Annotated in this window: 16 protein-coding genes; 4 read left to right on the top strand and 12 right to left on the bottom strand. The window is 60.1% G+C overall.

Translation table 11 applies throughout. From position 1 onward, the window contains the following. Window positions 1-92: 92 nt before the first annotated feature. The 5 genes from A6U98_RS09655 to A6U98_RS09635 form a co-directional block, all read right to left on the bottom strand. Window positions 93-956, bottom strand: a complete 864-nt coding sequence (locus A6U98_RS09655; protein ID WP_012759432.1) for an RNA polymerase factor sigma-32 — start codon at window positions 954-956, stop codon at window positions 93-95. A gap of 382 nt (window positions 957-1338) precedes the next feature. Next, entirely contained in the window at window positions 1339-1911 is a 573-nt protein-coding gene (locus tag A6U98_RS09650) for a CarD family transcriptional regulator (protein WP_003543775.1), read from the bottom strand. 393 nt (window positions 1912-2304) lie between these two features. Then, window positions 2305-2643: a ferredoxin FdxA gene (gene fdxA / locus A6U98_RS09645; RefSeq protein ID WP_064649774.1), complete on the bottom strand. Its 339-nt coding sequence runs from the start codon at window positions 2641-2643 to the stop codon at window positions 2305-2307. 194 nt (window positions 2644-2837) lie between these two features. Then, window positions 2838-3242: an RNA-binding S4 domain-containing protein gene (locus A6U98_RS09640; RefSeq protein WP_064649545.1), complete on the bottom strand. Its 405-nt coding sequence runs from the start codon at window positions 3240-3242 to the stop codon at window positions 2838-2840. A gap of 2 nt (window positions 3243-3244) precedes the next feature. Then, on the bottom strand, window positions 3245-6517 hold the full coding sequence (locus A6U98_RS09635; RefSeq protein WP_064649543.1) for a helicase-related protein: 3273 nt from the start codon (window positions 6515-6517) through the stop codon (window positions 3245-3247). 807 nt (window positions 6518-7324) lie between these two features. Here A6U98_RS09635 and A6U98_RS09630 point away from each other — a divergent pair. After that, window positions 7325-7480 carry a DUF3309 family protein gene (locus A6U98_RS09630; RefSeq protein ID WP_007825451.1) on the top strand — a complete coding sequence of 52 codons (156 nt, stop codon included), beginning with the start codon at window positions 7325-7327 and terminating at the stop codon, window positions 7478-7480. 27 nt (window positions 7481-7507) lie between these two features. Continuing rightward, complete coding sequence (locus A6U98_RS09625; protein WP_003543792.1) at window positions 7508-7768, top strand: glycine zipper domain-containing protein; 261 nt, start codon at window positions 7508-7510, stop codon at window positions 7766-7768. 612 nt (window positions 7769-8380) lie between these two features. Here A6U98_RS09625 and A6U98_RS09620 read toward each other — a convergent pair. Further along, window positions 8381-9106 carry a beta-ketoacyl-ACP reductase gene (locus A6U98_RS09620; RefSeq protein WP_017989801.1) on the bottom strand — a complete coding sequence of 242 codons (726 nt, stop codon included), beginning with the start codon at window positions 9104-9106 and terminating at the stop codon, window positions 8381-8383. A gap of 71 nt (window positions 9107-9177) precedes the next feature. Further along, window positions 9178-10359, bottom strand: a complete 1182-nt coding sequence (locus tag A6U98_RS09615; protein WP_064649542.1) for an acetyl-CoA C-acetyltransferase — start codon at window positions 10357-10359, stop codon at window positions 9178-9180. Between the two features lie 238 nt (window positions 10360-10597). Here A6U98_RS09615 and phaR point away from each other — a divergent pair, with 238 nt between their 5' ends. Next, window positions 10598-11170 carry a polyhydroxyalkanoate synthesis repressor PhaR gene (gene phaR / locus A6U98_RS09610; protein ID WP_064649540.1) on the top strand — a complete coding sequence of 191 codons (573 nt, stop codon included), beginning with the start codon at window positions 10598-10600 and terminating at the stop codon, window positions 11168-11170. Here phaR and A6U98_RS09605 read toward each other — a convergent pair. The 5 genes from A6U98_RS09605 to mtgA all read right to left on the bottom strand — a co-directional run bounded on the left by A6U98_RS09605 (window position 11165) and on the right by mtgA (window position 14336). Then, on the bottom strand, window positions 11165-11572 hold the full coding sequence (locus A6U98_RS09605) for a hypothetical protein (protein WP_064649538.1): 408 nt from the start codon (window positions 11570-11572) through the stop codon (window positions 11165-11167). The two genes, phaR and A6U98_RS09605, sit on opposite strands and share 6 nt — an antisense overlap. 145 nt (window positions 11573-11717) lie before the next feature. Next, window positions 11718-11903, bottom strand: coding sequence for a 50S ribosomal protein L32 (gene rpmF / locus A6U98_RS09600; RefSeq protein ID WP_003543812.1), 186 nt, complete (start codon window positions 11901-11903; stop codon window positions 11718-11720). A gap of 155 nt (window positions 11904-12058) precedes the next feature. Beyond that, entirely contained in the window at window positions 12059-12706 is a 648-nt protein-coding gene (locus A6U98_RS09595) for a glutathione S-transferase family protein (RefSeq protein ID WP_064649535.1), read from the bottom strand. A 13-nt stretch (window positions 12707-12719) separates the two neighbouring features. Continuing rightward, on the bottom strand, window positions 12720-13442 hold the full coding sequence (locus tag A6U98_RS09590) for a DUF1868 domain-containing protein (protein WP_064649533.1): 723 nt from the start codon (window positions 13440-13442) through the stop codon (window positions 12720-12722). Between the two features lie 156 nt (window positions 13443-13598). After that, on the bottom strand, window positions 13599-14336 hold the full coding sequence (mtgA, locus tag A6U98_RS09585) for a monofunctional biosynthetic peptidoglycan transglycosylase (protein ID WP_064649531.1): 738 nt from the start codon (window positions 14334-14336) through the stop codon (window positions 13599-13601). 134 nt (window positions 14337-14470) lie between these two features. Between mtgA and A6U98_RS09580 the strand changes: the two genes are divergently transcribed. Next, entirely contained in the window at window positions 14471-15385 is a 915-nt protein-coding gene (locus A6U98_RS09580; RefSeq protein WP_064649529.1) for a polyprenyl synthetase family protein, read from the top strand. Window positions 15386-15389 lie beyond the last annotated feature (4 nt).

The raw sequence follows: 15389 nt of genomic DNA, 5'->3' as shown, positions 1-15389 counted from the left end.
GCCAGTCTGTGCTGCTGGAGGGGATAAAACATCTCGCGCAAAACTGTGCGGCGGTTTTGCGACAATGACCTAATGCGCGACGCGCTTTCGGTTCAGGCGTAGGCCGCCATATGCGGATCGGCGCTGACGAGTGCGCTGCGAAGCTTCTCCATCGCCCGGCTTTCGATCTGACGTACGCGCTCCTTGGAAATTCCGAGATCGGCACCGAGTTCTTCAAGCGTAGCACCGTCTTCCGCCAGACGCCGGGCGCTGATGATCTTCATCTCGCGTTCGTTGAGATGTTTCAGTGCCGAAGCGAGCCAGACGCGGCGACGCTCGCCGTCGATCATGTTGGACACCTGCTCGTCCGGCAGGGGATCGTCGCTGACGAGAAAGTCCATCTTCTCCGCGCTCTCGGCATCGCCGGAGACCGACGGCGCCTGCAGCGAGGCGTCGTTGCCGGAAAGCCTGGCATCCATCGTCTGCACATCCGAGAGGCTGACGCCGAGGGCCGCGGCGATTTCCTGGTGAATGGATTGCAGCGTCAGCTGGGTGTCGCCCTTGGCGAGCTTGGCGCGCAGACGGCGCAGATTGAAGAACAGCGCTTTTTGCGCCGAACTCGTACCGCCGCGCACGATCGACCAGTTGCGCAGGATATAATCCTGGATTGACGCCCTGATCCACCAGCTTGCATAGGTAGAAAAGCGCACGTCGCGTTCCGGCTCGAAGCGCGCGGCCGCCTCGAGCAGGCCGACATAACCTTCCTGCACCAGGTCGCTCATCGGCAGGCCGAAATTGCGAAACTTGCCGGCCATCGATATGACGAGGCGCATATGGGCCATGGCGATCTGGTTGCGCGCGCCGCGGTCGTCATGATCCTTCCAACGGGTGGCGAGATCGTGCTCTTCCTGGCGGGCGAGATAAGGCGCGGCCATCGCGATTTTGATCATGCGCCGATCTGCAGACATGTTCTTCATTTCGATCTCCCGAAACAGGCCTCTCTCGCCCTGAAATGAACAATAAAACTCATCTTCCGGAACATCGCTGTCCGGATTGAATGGGGTTCTGAATGCATAAAAAGCCTCGCCCCTGGACTTTTCAGGGGGAGGCCCTATTTCTCATCATGTGCCGGTAAGACGGCCGGGCTGGACCTGTTTCTTCACTTTGCCGGATGGGCAATATAGAAAAGGCATGATCCGCTCCTCATCGAACATTGACGGAATAGCAGTTCGCCCGTTGAGGCCGTTGCCCGACGAGCAGTTCGCAATTACGTGTGATAAACGCGGCAGTCGGGAAAAAGTTCCAATAAAAAAACCCGGCACGAAGGCCGGGTTTTTTGATAGAATACAGGGGTCGCTTTTATGCGGCTTCATCCTGTGAATCGTCTTCTTCGATCGCCTTGCCGCGCTTCGGACCCTTGTTGAGATTGGTCTCGACGAGGCGGACGGCTTCGGTTTCCGACATCTTGTTGACGGCGGCGATTTCGCGCGCCATGCGGTCGAGCGCAGCCTCATATAGCTGGCGCTCGGAATAGGACTGTTCAGGCTGGTTCTCGGCACGATACAGATCGCGCACGACCTCAGCGATGGAAATCAGGTCGCCGGAATTGATCTTGGCATCATATTCCTGGGCGCGGCGGGACCACATGGTGCGCTTGACGCGCGCCTTGCCCTGCACGACCTTCAAAGCACGCTCGACGAAATCGGTTTCCGAAAGCTTGCGCATACCAATGCTCATCGCCTTCGCGACCGGAACCTTCAGACGCATCTTGTCCTTCTCGAAATCGATAACGAAAAGTTCGAGCTTCATGCCGGCAACTTCTTGCTCTTCGATAGCGGTGATGGTACCGACGCCATGAGCGGGGTAGACGATCGATTCACCGGTCTTGAAGCCGTGACGTGCTGTAGAAGGCTTTTTCTGCTGAGTCGTCATTCTATTCAAAAACTCCCTGTTACGCTTCCGGCGGCGGCCGGAGCCGGGTCAGTCAGGCCCGGGTGAGACGGTAGTATCCGTCGGGTGACTTCACTCTGGTCCCATCGGGCAAAAGCAAAGACTTCTTGCGCACGATCTTGGGACCCGGCGCTCAAAGCGTTGATATGTCACGGAAACCGTGTACGGATTTGTTTTGCTTTCGTGATGGTTTTGGGCATGCGTCATGCCACAAATGGAACAGTAGACGAAACCTATCATAAAAATATGAGGAAATCAATAATTTGCTTCGCTTGAGTCATGCGGGCAACACATGTCACCCATATGCCTCACGCAGCTTTTAAAATCGTTTCGCCCCGCGGCCGCCCTATTCCGGGGACCAAATGTGGCGCTGTCTCAATCGCCGGAACCGGGCTTCTCCGAAAAATACTTCTCGAATTTTCCGGCCTCGCCATCCATTTCCTTGGCCTCGGGCAACGGGTCCTTCTTGACCGTGATATTCGGCCAGATCGTCGCGTATTCGGTATTGATCTTCAGCCATTTGTCGAGGCCCGGCTCGGTATCCGGCTTGATCGCCTCGGCGGGACATTCAGGTTCGCAGACGCCGCAATCGATGCATTCGTCGGGATGGATGACAAGGAAATTCTCGCCCTCATAGAAACAGTCGACGGGGCAGACTTCCACGCAATCGGTGTATTTGCACTTGATGCAATTGTCGGTCACGACATAGGTCATGAAGAACTCCAGGATTTCCATGCGGATGGGGCCGGGCAACCTGGAACGTCGCGCCTATCCCCGTGCCGGAGGAAAAGCGTGAGCAGGCTTGGGAGGCAAGCACGCTTCCGGCAGGTTGTCAGTGACCTATCGGCTTTATCGCCGGATTTCAAGGATAAACGATCTGCAAAAGCCGCCGCCGCAGACAGAGTTTTCTAATCCTCGTCCGACATCAGCCTGTCGATTGCGCGTCTTTCCTTTTTGGTCGGACGGCCGGTGCCGGTCGCCCGGATCGCCTGCTCGTAGGCGGTGAGACGTTTTGCCTCATCGGGCGGTGGGGATTGGTCGTCGTAGAGCAGGCGCGCCTCCTCGTAAGGCCCCCGCCGTTCGCCGGCCAGGCGCATGACGAGAACGACATCCCGCCGCTCCAGCGTCAGCTCGATACGGTCGCCCGGCTTGACCATCTGGCTTGGATGGTTGCAACGCTCGCCGTTGATGCGCACATGGCCCGATTGGATATGGCTCTGCGCCAGCGAGCGCGACTTCGCCATGCGCGCGAAGAACAGCCACTTGTCGATGCGCTGGCGCGAACCGCTTGTCGGCTGTGTCTCCCCGCTCATGATTACTTCTTCATCTGCTCCTTGAGAGCCGCGAGCTTGGCGAAAGGCGAATCCGGATCGATCGGCTTCTCCTTGCGCGGCGGCTTGGCCTCGAAGCGCAACGGCTGCGAGCCACCACGATTGTTGTTGCGGTCGTTGCGATCGTTACGCTCGCCGCGATCCTTGCGATCGCCACGATCCTGCCGGTCACCGCGCGGCTGGTCGCCCCGTGGTTGGTTATTGCGGTCGCCTCTTGCCTGCTGCGGCCGGCCACCATCGCGACCGCCGCCTTCCTTGCCACGGTTCTGGCGATTGTTGTCGCGGCCGTCGCCATTGCGATTGCCCTCGCCGCCTTCACCGCCGCCCGGCCGGCGATTGCGGTCGCCGCGCTCCTGGTTTTGACCGCGCTGCTCGCCCTGGCCGCCACGGCGTTCGCCATGGCCGCCGCGCGCCTGGCGCTGATTGTCGTTGCGACCGCCAAGACGCCATAGAAGAACCGGCTTCGGTTCCGTCGGCTCGCCGGCTTCCCCGGGAACAGGTCCTGTTTCCTCGGAAGCCGATACCGTTTCCACAGGAGCGGAGATTTCCCCGGCAGCAGAGGCTTCCGCCGGACCGGATGCCTCGATCGCTTCGGCCGGAGCGGGGCTTTCGACCGCTTCCGTCACCGGCACGTCGGCCACCGTCGAAGCCGCCTCCGTTGTGGATGGCTCGGCAGCAGTCTCTTCCGCGGCGCCATCGGCATCGTCGTGATCGGCCTTCTCGGCTGTCTCTTCCGCAGGCGTTTGCGCGCCGGCGGCAGGCACTGAAGCCGCATCCTGCGCCGCAAGATGGACTGATGCCTCTTCCGCCTTCACGGCATCGGCGCGATAGCCGAGACCCTTGAGGATTTCTTCCATGTCCTCGAGCGTCGCACCGAGGATAGACAGCATCGCCGTCGTCGTCGTGAAGCGGCGGCCATCATAGGCGCCCTCCGGACGGTTGTTCTGACCGGGCTTCCATTGCAGCAGCGGACGGATGATATCGGCAAGCCGCTCCAGGATGTCGATGCGCACGGCACGCTTGCCGAGGAAACGGAAGCCGGCGAGCTTGTAGAACATCCGCTCATAGCTCGGATCGGTGACGACGGAGGTGCGGCCGGCGGCAAGCACCGGAATGAGATCGCCGTAACCCGGCTTGTCGAGACCGTCGTTCTTCAGCGCCCAGAGCAGCGTGATGAGTTCGGCCGGCGCCGGCTTCAGAAGTGCGGGAACAAAGATATGATAGGCGCCGAAGCGCACGCCGTAGCGGCGCATGGAGGCACGGGCCTCCTGGTCCAGCGACTTCACTTCCTCGGTCACGTCGCGGCGGAACAGCACCCCGAGATTCTCGACGAGCTGGAAGGCAAGCCCCTTGGCGAGACCCTGCAGGTCCTCGGCGCGCGACAGATCATCGAGCGGCTTCAGCACCGTGCTGATATGATGATTGACGAAGCGCTCGATGCGGGCGGCAACGTGTTCGCGGGCATTGCCCGTCAGTTGTTCGTCGGCCAGCAGGATCACGCGCGGACGCATGATGTGATCGCTGCCCGAAAGCCGCGCCACCGGGTCGCCCAGCCAACGGATCAACCCATCCGAACCGATCACCAGATCGCTGTTGCCGGCGGCATGCATCCGGGCCGCGCGGGCTTCGAACTCGAGCCCGAGCGCCTTCTGCGACGCAGCCTGAACCGCCTTGGCATCCGGTCCGTCCGTTCCCGCCACCGGCGTGAAACGGAATCCGCTCAACTGCCCTACATGATGTCCTTCAACGAAGACATCGCCATTCACACTGATTTCAGCTTCCAGCATCGCATTCTCTCTCAGGCGCTTCATGAGCACAGATGTCCTGCGATCAACAAAGCGTTTCGTCAACCTTTCATGTAACGCGTCGGACAATCGATCTTCGATTTCCCGCGTCTTTTCCTGCCAGTGTGTCGGATCGGCAAGCCAACCGGGCCGATTCGAAACGTAGGTCCAGGTCCTTATCTGCGCGATTCGCGCCGAAAGCGTGTCAATTTCGCCATCTGTTCGATCGGAGCGATGAACCTGCTCCGCAAGAAACTGCTCATTCACCGTGCCATAGCGGACGAGATCGGAAAAGAGGGTCGAGATAAGATCGGCATGTTGTGCTGGGGTGATACGCCGATAGTCGGGAAGCGCGCAAGCCTCCCATAGTTTTTCGACGCGCGCCGGCCTGTCGGCGAGATCGATGACCTCGGGATAACGCGCAAGCTGTTCCAGCGCCTGCTGGTCGACCGCAGGCAGCGCCCGCGTCAGCCCCGGCACGCGCGGACCCGCCTCGAGGCTGGCGCGCAGCGACGGGATGGAGGAGAAGTCCATCTCCGTCGTCCGCCACTGCAAAACCTTGACGTTGTCGAATTCATGCCCCTCGATGCGCTGCACCAGCTCGTCGTCGAAGGGCGCGACTTGCCCGGTGACGCCGAAGGTCCCGTCCCTCACGTGCCGCCCGGCGCGCCCGGCGACCTGGCCGAGTTCGCCAGGATTGAGATTGCGGAACTGGTAACCGTCGAACTTCCGGTCCTGGGCAAAGGCGACGTGATCGACATCGAGGTTGAGGCCCATGCCGATCGCATCGGTCGCCACCAGATATTCGACGTCGCCCGCCTGATAGAGCGCCACCTGCGCATTGCGCGTGCGCGGGCTGAGCGCTCCGAGCACCACTGCAGCGCCGCCGCGCTGCCGGCGGATGAGCTCAGCGATGGCATAGACCTCGTCGGCGGAGAAGGCGACAATAGCCGAGCGCTGCGGCAGCCGGGTGATCTTCTTCTGCCCGGCATAAAAAAGATGCGAAAGTCGCGGCCGCTCGACGATAGTGATGCCGGGCAGGAGCTGCTGCAGGATCGGCCGCATCGTCGCCGCGCCGAGCAGCAGCGTTTCCTCGCGGCCGCGAAGATGCAGGATGCGGTCGGTGAAGATATGGCCGCGCTCAAGATCGCCGGCGAGTTGCACCTCGTCGATCGCGACAAAGGCCGCCCTGGTTTCGCGCGGCATCGCTTCGACGGTGCAGACGGAAAAACGTGCATTGGGCGGCGAAATCTTTTCCTCGCCGGTGACCAGCGCCACATTCTGCGCGCCGACCTTCTCGACCACCCGCGTATAAACCTCGCGCGCCAGCAGCCGGAGCGGCAGGCCGATCACGCCCGTCCCGTGCGCGACCATGCGCTCGATGGCATAATGCGTCTTGCCGGTATTGGTCGGCCCGAGCACCGCGGTCACACCGCGCCCACTCAGAATCATCGGCTGCGAAGTCAGAGTCATGAGTCCATGCAAATGAGGCGGGTGCCCCAGGAAAATCTCGGCTCCTCGATGGAAGCTGGACAACACATGGACAGCTGCCGCCGCAAACGCAAGGGCAGATTTCAAAATGCCTCGGGGATTACGACCTTTGCGAGTCCCGTAGAACGCCCGAATTTCCGATTCGGAACAGCGTGAGAACGAATCAGCGACGAATCGGTGACTCAAGCTGATTCAGCTTTTGTTCACGGCTAAGTATTGATTTTGAATCACTTTTTCCCACTAGATGCTGAATCGTGAGACTCTCTCCTGTTCGCATTTTCGCGGTCGTGAGTGATGATCGTCGCCCGATTTTGAACAGGCAAAAATCCGCCCGAAATTAACCTCTCGACCAAAGCCTGAACGAATCGGAGACGAATCGCTCACTCCGTCGTTTTCGCCTTTCGTTCACGGCTACATCTGGTAGCGCTATCAGGCCCGGCCACACTAGACGCGGAGCAACGACAGCGCCCTTCCCGCTCCGCCGCACCAACATTAATCTTTTTGGGAGCAGGATTCAGACAGCTTTAAGTCGGGGCGGCCAATTGTGGCGCGCCGATCAAAAACGGAACGAATCGCTGACGAATCGGCGACATCGCGATTTTCCCGCTTTGTTCACCGCAACATATTGTATTTAAATGCCTTTTTAACCATAGCGGCAATTTTGCATGATGACGGAAATTAAACCGTGAATCAGGCTTCGTCACATTTCCGGAGCTTAACCGGGAACAAAAATCGCCAATGCGTGTTTCCAGTCCATCCAAATTGCGGATGAAATGAAGGAAACACACCATGCTTGGCACGATACTTCTTATTATCCTTATTCTGCTCTTGGTCGGAGCCTTGCCGAATTGGGGTTATAGCCGTGGCTGGGGCTATGGACCTTCCGGCGGTTTGGGGCTAGTTCTCGTGATTATCATTATCCTTGTACTAATGGGCCGCATCTAAAGGCCAACTAACCTGGGGAGTTACGACATGATGAAGAAGATTGTTCTTATTGGTGCCCTCGTCGGCGCCTTGGCATCCTGCACAGCGACCGAGCAAGGTACGGCGATCGGCGCCGGCACCGGTGCGGTCATCGGTGGTGCCGTCACCAACAGCTGGGGTGGTGCCGCCGTCGGCGCCGTTGCCGGCGGTTTGACCGGTGCTCTGATCGGCCAGTCGGTCGAACGCCGCGGCTACTGCGTCTATCGCGACCGGTACGGCCGCCGCTACGAGGCCCGTTGCCGCTACTGATCGGCAAGCATATCGGACTCCCAACGGGCGCCTTGGCGCCCGTTTTATTTTGGCCTGCCGCATCCGTCAACGAGACGTTGACAATCGGTTGCGAAAGTCAAATCTAGCGCCGCCTAACGGGCAGGCACATATTTCCTTCAGAGCGTGATGCCGAAAAGTGTGAGCGGTTTTCGGACGACATCATGCTCTCACTAAAGAATATAGAACAGGATTCAGATTTTAGGCCGACCCGGCCTAAAATCATCCTGTTCTAGAGCGCAACGGACAGGCACAGCCGCCCGGCGCCCCGGAAAGGAAACGTTTCCATGATTCAGATTTTGCTGAACTCCCTCGTCGCCATTCTCATCGCGTCGGCTTTCCTGACGACTGCGATATCAGCCCTTAGCAGCAAAGATCCTTCGCTGCGCAAAGTGCCGGCCAGAGCTCGGCCACAGCGACGTCCGAACACAGACCGGCGCTCTTGATCTTCTCGAAAACGCCCTACTACTCCGGCCACAAGATCGCGGCCGGCATCATCGCAGATGACGTCCATAAACGGCGATTGGCGCGTCCAGCCGGACGCGCCAATCGCTTTGAATCTAATCTCTACTGTCGACTCGAAGACAGAAATACCTAGGCGAAGAACTGTCCGCCATTGGCCGTAATTGTCGAACCGGTGATGAAGCCGGCATCGTCGGAGACGAGGAAGGTAACGCAGCGCGCGATCTCTTCCGGTTCGCCGAGACGGCCGACGGGGATCTGCGGAATGATGCGTTCGTTCAGCACCTTCTCCGGCACGGCAAGCACCATTTCCGTTCCGATGTAACCGGGGCAAATAGCGTTGACGGTGATGTTCTTGGCAGCACCTTCCTGGGCCAGCGCCTTGGTGAAGCCGAGATCGCCCGCCTTGGCCGCCGAATAATTCACCTGGCCCATCTGGCCCTTCTGCCCGTTGATCGACGAGATATTGACGATACGGCCGAAGCTGCGGTCACGCATGCCGGTCCAGACCTGATGCGTCATGTTGAACAGGCCGGTGAGGTTGGTATTGATCACCTCGTGCCATTGCTGCTGCGTCATTTTGTGGAACATCGCGTCGCGGGTGATGCCGGCATTGTTGACCAGGATTTCGACCGGGCCGATCTCGCTTTCAACCCTGGCAATTCCTTCGCCGCAGGCGAGGTAATCCGAAACATCCCATTTGAACACCGGAACGCCGGTAACGTCGTGGAAGGCTTTGGCCTTCTCGTCGTTGCCGGCATAGCTGGCGGCGACCCTGTATCCGGCATTTTTCAGTGCCATGGATATTGCCGCGCCGATGCCGCGTGTACCCCCGGTGACCAAAGCCACTCTGCTCATGTTCCGCTCCCCTTTTGTTTTTCGCCCCGCCGCTTGGCGGGATCTTCAATCAAGCATGGATCGTATGCTATTTAAAGCGCTTCAAAGCACATGGCCACACCCATGCCGCCCCCGATGCAAAGCGTGGCGAGACCCTTCTTCGCGCCGCGGCGCTTCATTTCGAACAGCAGCGTGTTGAGAACGCGCGCACCCGAGGCGCCAATCGGATGGCCGATCGCGATCGCTCCGCCATTGACGTTGACGATCGACGGATCCCACCCGAGATCCTTGGTGACGGCGCAGGCTTGCGCCGCGAAGGCCTCGTTGGCTTCGACGAGATCGAGATCGTTGACCGACCAGCCGGCCTTCTCGAGCGCCTTGCGCGAAGCCGGGATCGGTCCGGTGCCCATGATCTGCGGATCGACACCGGCCGTTGCCCAGGAAACGATGCGGGCGAGCGGCTGGATGCCGCGCCGGACTGCCTCCGCCTCGCTCATCAGCACCGCCGCAGCGGCACCGTCGTTGAGGCCGGACGCGTTCGCGGCGGTGACCGTGCCGTCCTTGTCGAAGGCCGGGCGCAGCTTTCCCATCGCCTCTATCGTCGCGCCGTGACGGATATATTCGTCGGCATCGACCGTAACGTCGCCCTTACGTGTCTTGATGAGGTAAGGGATGATCTCGTCGGTAAAGCGGCCGGCCTTCTGCGCCGCCTCGGCCTTGTTCTGCGAGTTGACCGCGAACTGATCCTGGTCGTCGCGCGAAAGCTGCCACTGGCGCGCAACATTCTCGGCGGTGATGCCCATGTGGTAGCCGTGGAAAGCGTCGGTCAAGCCGTCCTTGATCATCGTGTCGATCATCTTCATGTCGCCCATCTTGACGCCGCCGCGTAAGTGCGCGGCATGCGGGGCCATCGACATCGATTCCTGGCCGCCGGCAACGATGATCTTGGCGTCGCCGGTGGCGATCTGCTGCATGCCGAGCGCGACCGCGCGCAGGCCCGAGCCGCAGAGCTGGTTGACGCCCCAGGCCGTCGCTTCCTGCGGAATGCCGGCCTTCATTGCGGCCTGGCGGGCCGGGTTCTGGCCCTCGCCGGCGGCAAGCACCTGGCCGAGGATCACTTCATCCACCTCGCCGGCATCGACGCCGGCGCGCTCGAGCGCGCCCTTGATGACGGCCGCCCCGAGCTCATGCGCGAGAACCGTCGCGAAAGCGCCGTTGAAGGCGCCGACTGCTGTTCGCCCTGCGCTGGCGATGACGATGGATGGATTGCTCATGGGGACGCTCCTCGTTTTCGTCTCACTTACATAAGTGGAAACTGGCAAAGCTTGGAGCACAAGTCAAACGCGAAGACCGGCTGCCGTCATTTTTAGGCAACGCCCGTCAAACCCCGATTCATCTGCTCTGTTAAAGGTTTGCCGCATCGCACAAAGAGATTGTCACCGGGCTTCTTTTGCGTTTACAGTCTCAAATGGAGGAATATCCATAAATCAGACGGGGGTTCAGGAGACTGATATGGCGAAGCATGAGGGTCAGATCGTTATCAAGAAATACGCCAATCGCCGCCTATACAACACGGGCACCAGCACTTACGTGACGCTGGAAGACCTGGCGGAGATGGTGAAGAAGGGCGAAGAATTTACCGTACAAGATGCAAAAAGCGGAGATGACATCACCCATTCGGTGCTGACCCAGATCATCTTCGAACAGGAATCGAAGACCGGCAACACGTTGCTCCCGATCTCCTTCCTGCGACAGCTCATCACCTATTACGGCGACCAGATGCAAATGGTCGTGCCGAGCTTTCTCGAACATTCGATGCGCTCCTTCACCGAACAACAGGCCCAGATGCGCGAGCAGGTAAACCGTGCCTTCGGCGAAACGCCGCTCGGCAAGAACCTGCAGTTGCCGTTGCAGATGGTCGAGGACCATGTTCGCCGCAACACCGAGCTGTTTCAGCAGGCGATGCAGATGTTCTCGCCCTTCATGACCCCGCCTGCCAAGGAAAGCCGCAAGGCCGAGGCCAAGGATATCGATGAGCTGAAGGAACAGCTCCGCGCCCTTCAGAACAAGCTCGACAACCTATAATCCGATCGAGACATCCCGCCCGGCGCTCCGGATCGACACGGCAAAACCGCCGATGACATCGATCAGAGCGATCGTCATCAAAATGAAGAAGACCTGCGTCGCAGCATCCCGGACGAGCAAAAACTCGACCAGGAAGGCGATGAACACCAGCATCGACAGCATGTGGTTGACGAGATTGCCGGGACCGGTTCTGGTGGCTTTGAGGATTTCGAAGAACAGCACGACAAGTGCGATGACGATGAAAAGATCGCCGAGCGCCATGCTCCAGATCGCGCCTGAGATCATCGACAGCACGATGATATCATGTTGCAGTGCCGGAATGCCGCCATCGCCCATCAGGCCCAGCATCGCAAGATTATAAAGAACAAACGGGATAATCATCAGGGGCATGGCGGCTATCATCGGCAATCTCCCAGCGCATCATGGAAGAATACTGCCGCAAACCGTTGTCCCACCGCAAGTCATTGCAAATATTATATCGTCGAAATGCAAAAGGCCGGCGTGACGCCGGCCTTGAAACTTCGATCGGACAAGCCGGATCGGGAAATTATGCGCTTTCCTTCGGCGTCAGAACCTGGCGGCCGCGATACATACCGGTCTTCAGGTCGATATGATGCGGGCGGCGCAATTCGCCGGAGTTCTTGTCTTCGACGTAGGTCGGAGCCTTCAGTGCGTCTGCCGAACGGCGCATACCGCGCTTGGACGGGCTTGTTTTTCTCTTCGGTACAGCCATTTCTCTTACTCCACTTGCGGGCAAAACATTCCCACGGCCACACCGGCGGCCGAAACGGACATGTCGCGATTTCGGAATTTGGCGCGCTTATACATGCAAGGGGTGGCCTTGACCAGTCCCCATGCGTATTTTTTGCGAAGCCGATGATTCCAGGCTCAGACTTCGTCCTCCGGCACGATCCAAGGCTCGGCGCGGGCCGCCTCTTCCCACCTCCGCCAGGCCGGATGCGCCTTCATGGTCCCCATATAGGCCAGCGTGTCGTTTCGGCTGACGAGATCGTAAATGTCGAACCTGTTGACGACGGGCGCAAACATCGCATCCGCCCCGCAGAATGCGCCAAACAGAAACGGTCCGCCGGATTGCTGCAGGAGGTCGCGCCAGATCGTCTCGATGCGGCTGATATCGGCGTCGACACCATCCGGCAACGCGATCCTGCCCTTCGGCCGGCGTATATTCATCGGGCAGGCACTGCGCAGAGCTCGGAAGCTCGAGAGCATTTCCATCGAAACAGAACGGGCGAGTGCCCGCTTGGCCCGATCCCTCGGCAGAAGGCCGGCGTCCGGATAAAGCTCGGCGACATATTCGATGATCGCCAGCGATTCCCAGACCTTCAATGCGCCGTGCTGCAGGAGCGGCACCCGCCCGGTCGGCGAAACCGCCTTGATATCGGGATTGCCACCAGGATAGTCGAAGGGGATCAGGACCTCCTCGAAATCGACGCCGGCGCCCGTCAGCGCCATCCAGGGCCGGAACGACCAGGAGGAGTAGTTCTTGTTGGCGATGTAGAGCGTCGGTCTATCCATGGGCATCTCCCGTTCAGGCTTCAAAATCGAAGATCAGCAATTCGTGGAAATGATTCATGTCTTCGAACACGCAGAATGCCGGCGGATTAAGCTCGAGAACAGGGGCTTTGCGGCGGATATCCCCCGCCACGTTGTCGAGCATTGCCTGCCAGCGCGGCAAGGCTTCGTCCTCCAGCCGTTCGATCGCATAGGCGAAGGTCATGTGGAACTTGTAATCCTCATGGTTCGGCTGGCGATAGCCCAGAAGTTCGGCCAGCGCATTGCGCCAGGCGCGCATGACCTTGCGGTCCTTCTCGGTCGCTCCGTCGACGAGCAGGCCCGACGGGCGAGCGTCGACGACGGCGACCTTGAAGGGATCGAACACCGAGAAACCTTCGAGCCGGGCCGCCATCAGCTCGGTCATGTCGTCGATCGGCGCATCGAGAGGAAGATCGGCCGGCCAGCAATCCTGCCGGCGCCGGGTCTCGATGACACCTTCGAAAAGCGTCATGTGAATGCTTGATATCGGCGTGAAGAGGAACTGCGGGGCCTCGGGCATCGCCAGATATGTCTCACGCGCCTCGATCAGCACCGCCTGTGTCTGCGAGCCCTTCTCGAGATGGCAGACGATGGTGTTGCCGGCTTCCGGTAGAAAGCCGCCGACCTTGCGATAACGGCTGCCGAGATGGGTGGGCGGGATCGGATTATGCGTCTTCGAGTAAAGGAGAAGCTCGGGCGAAAATGTCGTGGTGGTCATGGGCGACTCGGGGGCTCTGGTAGGACTGCATCGCCCATATGGCAGAACCAAGACTGTCAGATGACGCTTGCCGCTCTAACTCAATAATTTAGAACAGGATTCAGATTTACGCGGACCCGGCCTAAAGTCATCCTGTTCTAATGACAAGTTCTGATCTCAATCATAGATGCACTTGATGTAATCACCCGCACGTTGCGCGCGTCTCTCGATCACGCCAGCGAGCCGGCGAAGGCCTCGTCCGGGCTTGCCGGCATTGCGGTCGATCGGGTTCGGCAGCGAGACGGCAAGCAGCGATGCCTGGCGCCGCGTCAGCTTCGAGGCCGGCACCTTGAAATGGTGCTGGGCCGCTGCCTCGATGCCGTAGATGCCGGGACCCCATTCGGCGATATTGAGATAGATTTCCATCAGTCGTCGTTTCGACAGGACGAAATCCGTTGTCACCGCGAGCGGAAGTTCCAGCGCCTTGCGCACGAAAGAGCGGCTGTTCCAGAGGAAGAGGTTTTTTGCCGTCTGCATCGGGATGGTGCTGCCGCCACGCGTCGCCTGACCTTTCAGCGTATCCTCGACCAGCATGCGCATTTCCGCCCAGTCGACGCCGCCGTGAAAGCAATATTGTCCGTCCTCCGACATCATCACCGACTGCACCACAACCGGCGCGATCTTGTCCAGCGACACCCATTGCCTGTCGTAGCCACGCAGCAGCACGAGGTCGCGCAGCATCAGCGTCGAGACGGGGTGAATGAAGGGCAGCAGATAGAAAAAGATCAGCGCATAGGGAAGGATCAGCAAGATCAGCACGGCAAGAACAATGCGTTTCAACACGCGCCGGTCTCCGAACCATCGCCGACGAGCCGGCATGTCGACGCTGTCCTCTCTCTCCGGCGCTATATCCAATGTCCCCAGTCCGATTTCGCTCCTGTCGTCTCATAACGCCTGTGCGGAGCTTATGCCAGAGTGCGCGGCGAATCTTGCTGCCGCCATCGACAATTCCGTTGCAAGCCCGGGGGCGCTCATGCCAAACAGCGCCCATGGACGCGAACCCGGACACTTTCGAGACGAGGCTGAAGAACAACGCCCGCGACATCGAGGCGCTGCTCGACGCATTGCTTTCACCGAGTGCCCTTTCCGATGAAATCGCCAGGCCCGAGACGCTGCGCGATGCCATGCATTATGCCGTGCTGAACGGCGGCAAGCGGCTGCGCCCGTTTCTCGTCGTCGAAAGTGCCGCCCTTCTCGGCGGCGACGCCGAGGCGGCACTTCGCGTCGGCGCCGCACTCGAATGCGTCCACTGCTATTCCCTCGTGCACGACGACCTGCCGGCCATGGACGATGACGACCTGCGCCGCGGCAAACCGACGGTACACATCAAGTTCGACGAAGCGACGGCGATCCTCGCCGGCGACAGCCTTCTGACCTATGCCTTCGACATCATCGCCGCGCCGGAAACGACCCTTCCCGATACGAGCAAGGCATCGCTGGTACTGGCCCTTGCCCGCGCGGCCGGTCTCGGCGGCATGGCTGGCGGCCAGGCGCTCGATCTCGCGGCGGAAAAGCAGGCCCCCGACGAGAGTGGCATCATCCGCCTGCAGGCGATGAAAACGGGCGCGCTGATCCGCTTCGCCTGTGAAGCCGGCGCCGTCATCTCGGCAAGCCCGCCGGAAGATCGGCGCCGCCTGCGCGCCTTCGGCGAAAAGATCGGTCTTGCCTTCCAGCTTGCTGACGACATTCTCGACCTGACTTCGGATGCGGCGACCATGGGCAAGGCGACCGGCAAGGATGCGGCCCGCGGTAAGGGAACACTCGTCGCCCTGCGCGGCATGGAATGGGCCGAGACCCAGCTCCGTGAGCACGTCCGCGATGCCGAAGCGCTGCTTGCCCCTTACGGCGCCCGCGCCTCGATCCTCACTTCTGCAGCGCATTTCATCGCCGACCGGAAGAGCTGAAGCG

The organism is Rhizobium sp. WYCCWR10014, from assembly GCF_001657485.1.
In the GTDB taxonomy this organism is placed as follows: domain Bacteria; phylum Pseudomonadota; class Alphaproteobacteria; order Rhizobiales; family Rhizobiaceae; genus Rhizobium.
The sequence above is the reverse complement of the archived record's forward strand: the minus strand, read 5'-3'. Positions and strand labels throughout refer to the sequence as shown.

Excerpts from the sequence above, each read along its gene's own strand:
- A6U98_RS09655 (WP_012759432.1), bottom strand. The coding sequence starts at position 956 with ATGAAGAACATGTCTGCAGATCGGCGCATGATCAAAATCGCGATGGCC.
- A6U98_RS09650 (WP_003543775.1), bottom strand. The coding sequence starts at position 1,911 with ATGACGACTCAGCAGAAAAAGCCTTCTACAGCACGTCACGGCTTCAAG.
- fdxA (WP_064649774.1), bottom strand. The coding sequence starts at position 2,643 with ATGACCTATGTCGTGACCGACAATTGCATCAAGTGCAAATACACCGAT.
- A6U98_RS09640 (WP_064649545.1), bottom strand. The coding sequence starts at position 3,242 with ATGAGCGGGGAGACACAGCCGACAAGCGGTTCGCGCCAGCGCATCGAC.
- A6U98_RS09635 (WP_064649543.1), bottom strand. The coding sequence starts at position 6,517 with ATGACTCTGACTTCGCAGCCGATGATTCTGAGTGGGCGCGGTGTGACC.
- A6U98_RS09630 (WP_007825451.1), top strand. The coding sequence starts at position 7,325 with ATGCTTGGCACGATACTTCTTATTATCCTTATTCTGCTCTTGGTCGGA.
- A6U98_RS09625 (WP_003543792.1), top strand. The coding sequence starts at position 7,508 with ATGATGAAGAAGATTGTTCTTATTGGTGCCCTCGTCGGCGCCTTGGCA.
- A6U98_RS09620 (WP_017989801.1), bottom strand. The coding sequence starts at position 9,106 with ATGAGCAGAGTGGCTTTGGTCACCGGGGGTACACGCGGCATCGGCGCG.
- A6U98_RS09615 (WP_064649542.1), bottom strand. The coding sequence starts at position 10,359 with ATGAGCAATCCATCCATCGTCATCGCCAGCGCAGGGCGAACAGCAGTC.
- phaR (WP_064649540.1), top strand. The coding sequence starts at position 10,598 with ATGGCGAAGCATGAGGGTCAGATCGTTATCAAGAAATACGCCAATCGC.
- A6U98_RS09605 (WP_064649538.1), bottom strand. The coding sequence starts at position 11,572 with ATGATAGCCGCCATGCCCCTGATGATTATCCCGTTTGTTCTTTATAAT.
- rpmF (WP_003543812.1), bottom strand. The coding sequence starts at position 11,903 with ATGGCTGTACCGAAGAGAAAAACAAGCCCGTCCAAGCGCGGTATGCGC.
- A6U98_RS09595 (WP_064649535.1), bottom strand. The coding sequence starts at position 12,706 with ATGGATAGACCGACGCTCTACATCGCCAACAAGAACTACTCCTCCTGG.
- A6U98_RS09590 (WP_064649533.1), bottom strand. The coding sequence starts at position 13,442 with ATGACCACCACGACATTTTCGCCCGAGCTTCTCCTTTACTCGAAGACG.
- A6U98_RS09580 (WP_064649529.1), top strand. The coding sequence starts at position 14,471 with ATGGACGCGAACCCGGACACTTTCGAGACGAGGCTGAAGAACAACGCC.